The organism is Piscirickettsia salmonis LF-89 = ATCC VR-1361 (genome assembly GCF_000297215.2).
In the GTDB taxonomy this organism is placed as follows: domain Bacteria; phylum Pseudomonadota; class Gammaproteobacteria; order Piscirickettsiales; family Piscirickettsiaceae; genus Piscirickettsia; species Piscirickettsia salmonis.
In genome coordinates this window covers 1-5807 of sequence record NZ_AMFF02000035.1, presented here as the reverse complement: position 1 = coordinate 5807, position 5807 = coordinate 1, and the positions used below count along the sequence as shown (strand labels likewise).

Genomic DNA, 5807 nt, shown 5'->3' with positions numbered 1-5807 from the left:
TGTGACGCGGACAGCCGAGGGTTTATAGTCGTCGCGTTTTGCTCGGCGATTTTGCATCATTGGATGTGCAAAATACCTACCGAGGTAGCGACGCTTACGAAATAGTACAAGTGATAAGTAGAATCTTCTGTTAAATTAACTTAAACAGGAGAGTGAAGATGAAACGATCAAAACTAACAGAACCTCACTTGCACAATAAAAAAGATGTAAAAATAGAAAATCAGCTCACACCTTTAAATTGTTTCACATTGCAGTTTCACGCAGCTCTGGCGCGGCTTTAGCTATCCTCAAAAACTGATTTTCTCGAAGAGTCCCTCTATGCTGGAATTTTTTTACTTTCTAGAAGTAATCATTCTAATAAGTAAAATAATACGTTAATTATTTACATATTATACGTAAATACGTATAATATGTATTATGGTGGAGCGCGAAAAAATAAGGGCAGATATTGAAAAATATCTAAAGGTCATATCTGTAATTGGGAGATATAATAAGCCAGGCTTATCGTATGCTTACAACAGATGAGTAACAAAAAGCACAGGGCTAGAGGAATTGCCTAGTTAATGCTAAACGCAACATACTTTGCAAACACTGAAACAGAATAAGGTTTTAATCGTTATGACGCAAAATCAGAATCGGCCGCGCTGGGTTGAGTCACTTGAAAACTATTCAAAAGCATTAGATAGTCTTAACAAAGTTGTTGAACTTTCCCAGCAAAAAACACTATCTGAGTTTGAGCGGGATTCTTTGATTAAGCGCTTTGAATTTACTTATGAGGAGGCGGTTAAAACTTTAACCCGATACCTTGAATATGAAGGGCATCATGATCTAAAAGGTTCCAGAACGGCATTTCGGCGTGGGGTTAAGATTAATTTGCTAACTGATGGTCAGGACTGGATGGATATGATCGAGTGCAGGAATGCAGGTGCTCATAACTATAGTGACATTAAAGCTGAAAAAAATTCTGAAAAGGTTTTAAAAACCTTTTACCCCATGCTGGTTGATTTTAAAAAAAAACTTAGTGATTTAATGGAGGATAAAGGGTGAATCATGGTTTACCTGAACGTACAGTAAAAACCCTTCAAGGTATTTTTAAAGCTCACCCTGTAGTTGAAAAAGTCATTCTCTTTGGTTCAAGAGCCAAAGGGAATTTTAAAGAATACTCTGATATTGATCTTGCCTTGGTAGGAAAGGTTGATTATTCACTAGCAAACAAAGTGAAAAGTGAGATTGAAGAGTCTGATATACCTTATGAAGTGGATGTATGCGCATATGCTGAAGTTGATAACTCTGCATTTAAAAAAGCCATCGATGACACAGGTATCGTGTTTTATGAGAAATAAACATTAAAATTTTTTATCATGAAACAGTATTGAGTTGATTAAATGCAGTTACAGTTGAATTTAACTGATAGCCATCAGGAGCCGCTTTTTATGAATAGAGAGTGGGTGGAGTTAAGCAAGGATACAAGCCAAATTTACTTACAGGTTTATGCATTGCAAAGTGTGCAGATTCATATTATTCAAATGCAACAACAAGGTGATTCTCACTCTATTGTATCCACAAATGATTTATTAGAGGAGCGAGCAACTTCTTATGAATTGCAGTGTGAGCTAGGTTTACCCTGTGGGCATATGCTTATCGATTTAGTCTTTGATTTAAATGATAGAGTGGTAAGCCAAAGGAGTTTAGAAAGCTTTACAAAGTTAGTCCAGCCAATTCAAACGCTCAAACTATTAGATACACATCGTTTGAATGTTATAGAAAAACAAGTGATTAATTTTATTAAAATACTAAAATTAAGACAGCCTCAGGACATCCATTTTGAGTTAAAAGCGATTTGGCCTGAATATATACAGTTTCATTTAGAGGATGAAAAAACTTTAGATTTAAAAACTAAACACCTTTATTTAGTTGAAATTGTTGCAGATGGCAGTGGGATAAAAGTGGCAGTGAATCAGAAATATCAATGTTGCTATCTTTTTGACCAAGATAAGAACTCGTTAAAAAAACTGCTGAATGATTTACATGCATGTGATGTTCCAGTGAGCTTTAAGCAGTGAGTAAGAGGTAGAAATGATAGACAATAAACCGATACATAAAAATACCCGTATGCCCGATGAGCAGATAATACAAGCCTGTTATACTGTCCAACAGCGTGGTGATCGCGTCACTATACAGCGTGTAAGAGAAGAGTTGGGTGGTAAAGGCTCAGCGGAGAAGGTTGCAAGAATTGTACGTGAATTTAATCAACGAGATCATCAAGGCCCATCACAGCAGGCCGCAGCATTATTGGATGAAACAAAACATTTTTCGAATACTTCAATCGGTGCAATGTCACAAGTGATGGCAGGATTAGAAGCAACATTTACAGATCGTGAACGTCAGTTAGAAAGTGAGTATGTTGATAGGCGCCAAACATTGGAATTAGAATACCAGCAGCGACTTGCTGAGTTGACTAAACAGCAAGATCGTTTAACAGCAGAACGCCTTGTCATGCAAGCTGAAATTGATCACTTAAGAAGGCTTGATACCGGAAAATCAACAGCAATTGAAAATTATGTAAACCAATTAAGGGCATTAGAGCAAAAGCGTATTCAAGCGGAATCACAACTGCATGCAATGATAGAAAAAAATAATGAGAAAGAAGCTAAAATCATCGAGCTTAAAAATGAATTAGGATCAGAAAAGCAGCGTCAAAGTCAATTAATTAATAAAGTCACTGAGATTGTTGAAGAAAAATATGCAGATAAAGTAGTTGTGCTAGAATCGAGGATCAAAGGTTTAGAAGAGAAGCTAGACGATGCGAATGCATCATATGAAAAAGACACTGCCTTATGGATGAATAAATATGATGCTACACGCATTGAGCGTGATAATTATGAAGAGCGTTATACAGAGATTAAGCAGAAGAAATTTAAACTCGAAGATAATCTAAATTTAAATAAAGCTGCACTGACTGAAAAAATGCTGGAAAATAATTTTTTGAAAGATGGGAATTCAGAACTTAAATCAACCTTAGATTTTTTGAAAAGCAAAGATAAGAATGTAAAATTTTTAATAAAAACAAACAAACAGTTATTAAGAAAATTAGTTTTAAGTTCGAAAATAAAATAATTATTTTTCTATTTGCAGTAATTGCTTATACTTAAGGTCTCATGTTACGCAGCAAGAGCTAATTGATACTATAATGTTTTGTTCAACAACTTGATTTTTTTGGTAATAATGTTAAACCTTGCTGACATATACACAGACTATCTAATCGCTCAAAACAAACATGCAACAGCTACCGGATTAGCAGATTTAATGCCTGACGAATTGTCACATGATCAGATAACTCGCTTATTGAATAAAGCCCCACAAACATCAAAAGGCCTTTGGTTAAAAATTAAGACTGATGTTCGTGAGTATGAGGGACTTGATGATGGAGTTTTAGCCTTGGATGATATGATTGCTGAAAAACCCTACAGCGATGAAAATGATATTATCGCCTGGCATTATGACCATAGTAAAGGTCGAACAGTGAAGGGCATTAATATCTTGACAGCGATGGTGCGCTACGGAGACGTACGCTTGCCTATCGCTTATGAAGTGATAGAGAAAACGATTCGTTATAGTGACCTTCAAACCAAAAAAGAACGAAGAAAGTCTTCTTTTACAAAAAATGACCTTTTTCTAAAACTTCTGAATGTCGCTATTCGTAACGACTTAAAGTTTACATATGTGCTTGCAGATCGCTGGTTTAGCAGTCAATCAAATATGAGCTATATCCACAATGCTGGAAAGAAATTTATCATGGGAATCAAAAGTAATCGATGTGTCGCACTGACTGAAAAAAATAAAGAGAATGGTAAGCATCAACAACTAAAGCAAATATCATTAGAAGACGGCATTCCTCAGACTGTGTACTTAAAAGGTATGGCTTTCAAAGTACAGGTTATGAAAAAAACATTCAAAAACGAAAATGGTAAGGAACGTGTCTTATATCTAGTAACTAATGACTTGAGTATTGATGGCCAACCCATCCTGGATACCTATAAAAAACGCTGGAGTATTGAGGAATTTCACAAGTCAGTAAAACAAAATTCGAGCTTTGAAAAGTCGCCTACGCGGATTGTCACATCTCAGTTGAACCATATTTATTACAGTATTCTTGGGTTTTGCAGATTGGAAAGATTAAAATTGAAAAAATCTTTAAACCATTTTGCAATAAAATATAAGCTGATATTAAGGGCTAATCAAATTGCACTTCAGGAGCTTAGAAGTATGGCTTAAAGGTTAAGCGCGTAACATGAGTTAAGGTTAATAACTTAAAAATAAAAGGCTATTTTATGAAAGTAACACTGAACTTAGGCGATTTAGACGTTAAAGCAAAAGGAATGACTTTTGAGATTAAAGATGGTTCTAAAAAGTTTGGTACGTTAGCAGTCAGTAGTAGTGGTATCACCTTAAACAATAAAAAAATCACTTGGAAAAAGTTGGGTGAAATTTTAGATGATGATAAGCCAGCTAAAAAGTCAGTAACGAGTAAAACAACAACTAAAAAAGCTTCTTCTAAAAAAGTAGTTGCAAAGAAGCCTAAGGAAAAAAAAACAACGACCACCAAAAAAGTGGGTCTATCGAAAGGCTCTAAAAATAAACTATAGTATAGATCGGTTGTGGTTGCAGTATGGATAAATTAATGAAAATAGACAGTTCTTCAGAGTTACTGCAATCACTCAAAGACCTTGAAGCATTTGTTAAAGATAATCAAACAGCAAAAAGCACAGAAACAGCCTATGCAAAGCCCTGGAAAGATTTTGAAAATTACTGCTATAAATTAGGCTTAGTCCCTTTACCGGCGGATGAAGGAGCGGTCGCACTTTTTTTGCACTACCTGTATAAGAAAAAAAATCTTAAAAGAACAACCATTCAAAAGTCATTGGCAGCCATTAATTCCAAGCATATTAAGATGGGATTTAAGAGTTTTAGTGACTCAATGCAGGTCAAAGCCATCTTATTTGCAATCAAGCGCAATGATAACTACAGACCAAAACAAGCAAAGCCGTTGCTTAAAAATGACTTCGAGAGATTATTGGCGGTGATTGATAAAAATACATTAACCGGATTACGTGATGTAACACTGTTATCTTGGTTGTGGTTTGGTGCCTTCAGAAAATCTGAAGTGGTGGCTGCTAATATTGAAGATTTTGAGTGGGTGAGTGGCAAAGGTGTGCTATTTAATCTTGGGCGTAATAAAATTAATCAGGCAGGTGAAAAGTTGCTGCAAGTGCCTATCATATTACAACCAACTTATCGATATTGTCCGGTAACATTGATGCAGTGTTGGTTTCAACGCTCAAACATTAAAGAAGGCTCCATTTTTAGAGAGATTAAAAAAGGGGAGCAGTTGCAATACAAACCTCTGTCGAGTAGTGCAGTTGATCATATTCTTAATAAATATCTCAATCATTCAGGCTTATCAGGTTATACACCTCATAGTTTTAGAGCTGGTTTTTTAACGCAAGCAAAACTCAATGGAGCGCCTGGGGAAAAGTTACGCCAGGTGAGTCAACACAGTTCCGCTGCACTAGATCGTTATATCCGGCCAATTGAATTGTTTGATAATCCGGCTGCTACTTATATTATATGACTGACTAAGAGGCACTGTTGCGAAAAATTTAGAGTGGCGAAGAAGCTTTGCAAGAGATTAGCAAGAAGAAGCCAAATGTGAAAAACGGCACTGTTGCGAAAAGTTATAGGGAGCTTCAGAAAGGTTATTTTCTTATGTTCGCTGCCTTAGAATTAAGCAGCTAATCCAAATAATT

General features: G+C 35.8%; 7 protein-coding genes. All 7 read left to right on the top strand.

Annotation, left to right across the window (positions count from 1 at the left end; all coding sequences use genetic code 11):
* The first annotated feature begins 618 nt into the window (after positions 1-618).
* Complete coding sequence (locus tag C200_RS04435; protein ID WP_016211886.1) at positions 619-1047, top strand: nucleotidyltransferase substrate binding protein; 429 nt, start codon at positions 619-621, stop codon at positions 1045-1047.
* Positions 1044-1343 (top strand): nucleotidyltransferase family protein, encoded by a 300-nt coding sequence (locus tag C200_RS04430; RefSeq protein WP_016211884.1) that lies wholly within the window; start codon positions 1044-1046, stop codon positions 1341-1343. Before C200_RS04435 ends, C200_RS04430 begins: the two co-directional genes overlap by 4 nt.
* A gap of 90 nt (positions 1344-1433) precedes the next feature.
* Positions 1434-2063 (top strand): hypothetical protein, encoded by a 630-nt coding sequence (locus C200_RS04425; protein ID WP_129556706.1) that lies wholly within the window; start codon positions 1434-1436, stop codon positions 2061-2063.
* A gap of 13 nt (positions 2064-2076) precedes the next feature.
* A complete protein-coding gene (locus C200_RS04420; protein WP_016211885.1) occupies positions 2077-3117 on the top strand; it encodes a DNA-binding protein in 1041 nt (346 codons plus the stop codon).
* A 108-nt stretch (positions 3118-3225) separates the two neighbouring features.
* Entirely contained in the window at positions 3226-4275 is a 1050-nt protein-coding gene (locus C200_RS04415; RefSeq protein ID WP_033923686.1) for an IS701 family transposase, read from the top strand.
* A 56-nt stretch (positions 4276-4331) separates the two neighbouring features.
* Positions 4332-4646: a hypothetical protein gene (locus C200_RS04410; protein ID WP_016212150.1), complete on the top strand. Its 315-nt coding sequence runs from the start codon at positions 4332-4334 to the stop codon at positions 4644-4646.
* A 35-nt stretch (positions 4647-4681) separates the two neighbouring features.
* Positions 4682-5632 (top strand): tyrosine-type recombinase/integrase, encoded by a 951-nt coding sequence (locus C200_RS04405; RefSeq protein ID WP_033923685.1) that lies wholly within the window; start codon positions 4682-4684, stop codon positions 5630-5632.
* Positions 5633-5807 lie beyond the last annotated feature (175 nt).

Coding starts and splice junctions, on each gene's coding strand:
- C200_RS04435 (WP_016211886.1), top strand. CDS start 619: ATGACGCAAAATCAGAATCGGCCGCGCTGGGTTGAGTCACTTGAAAAC.
- C200_RS04425 (WP_129556706.1), top strand. CDS start 1,434: ATGAATAGAGAGTGGGTGGAGTTAAGCAAGGATACAAGCCAAATTTAC.
- C200_RS04420 (WP_016211885.1), top strand. CDS start 2,077: ATGATAGACAATAAACCGATACATAAAAATACCCGTATGCCCGATGAG.
- C200_RS04415 (WP_033923686.1), top strand. CDS start 3,226: ATGTTAAACCTTGCTGACATATACACAGACTATCTAATCGCTCAAAAC.
- C200_RS04410 (WP_016212150.1), top strand. CDS start 4,332: ATGAAAGTAACACTGAACTTAGGCGATTTAGACGTTAAAGCAAAAGGA.
- C200_RS04405 (WP_033923685.1), top strand. CDS start 4,682: ATGAAAATAGACAGTTCTTCAGAGTTACTGCAATCACTCAAAGACCTT.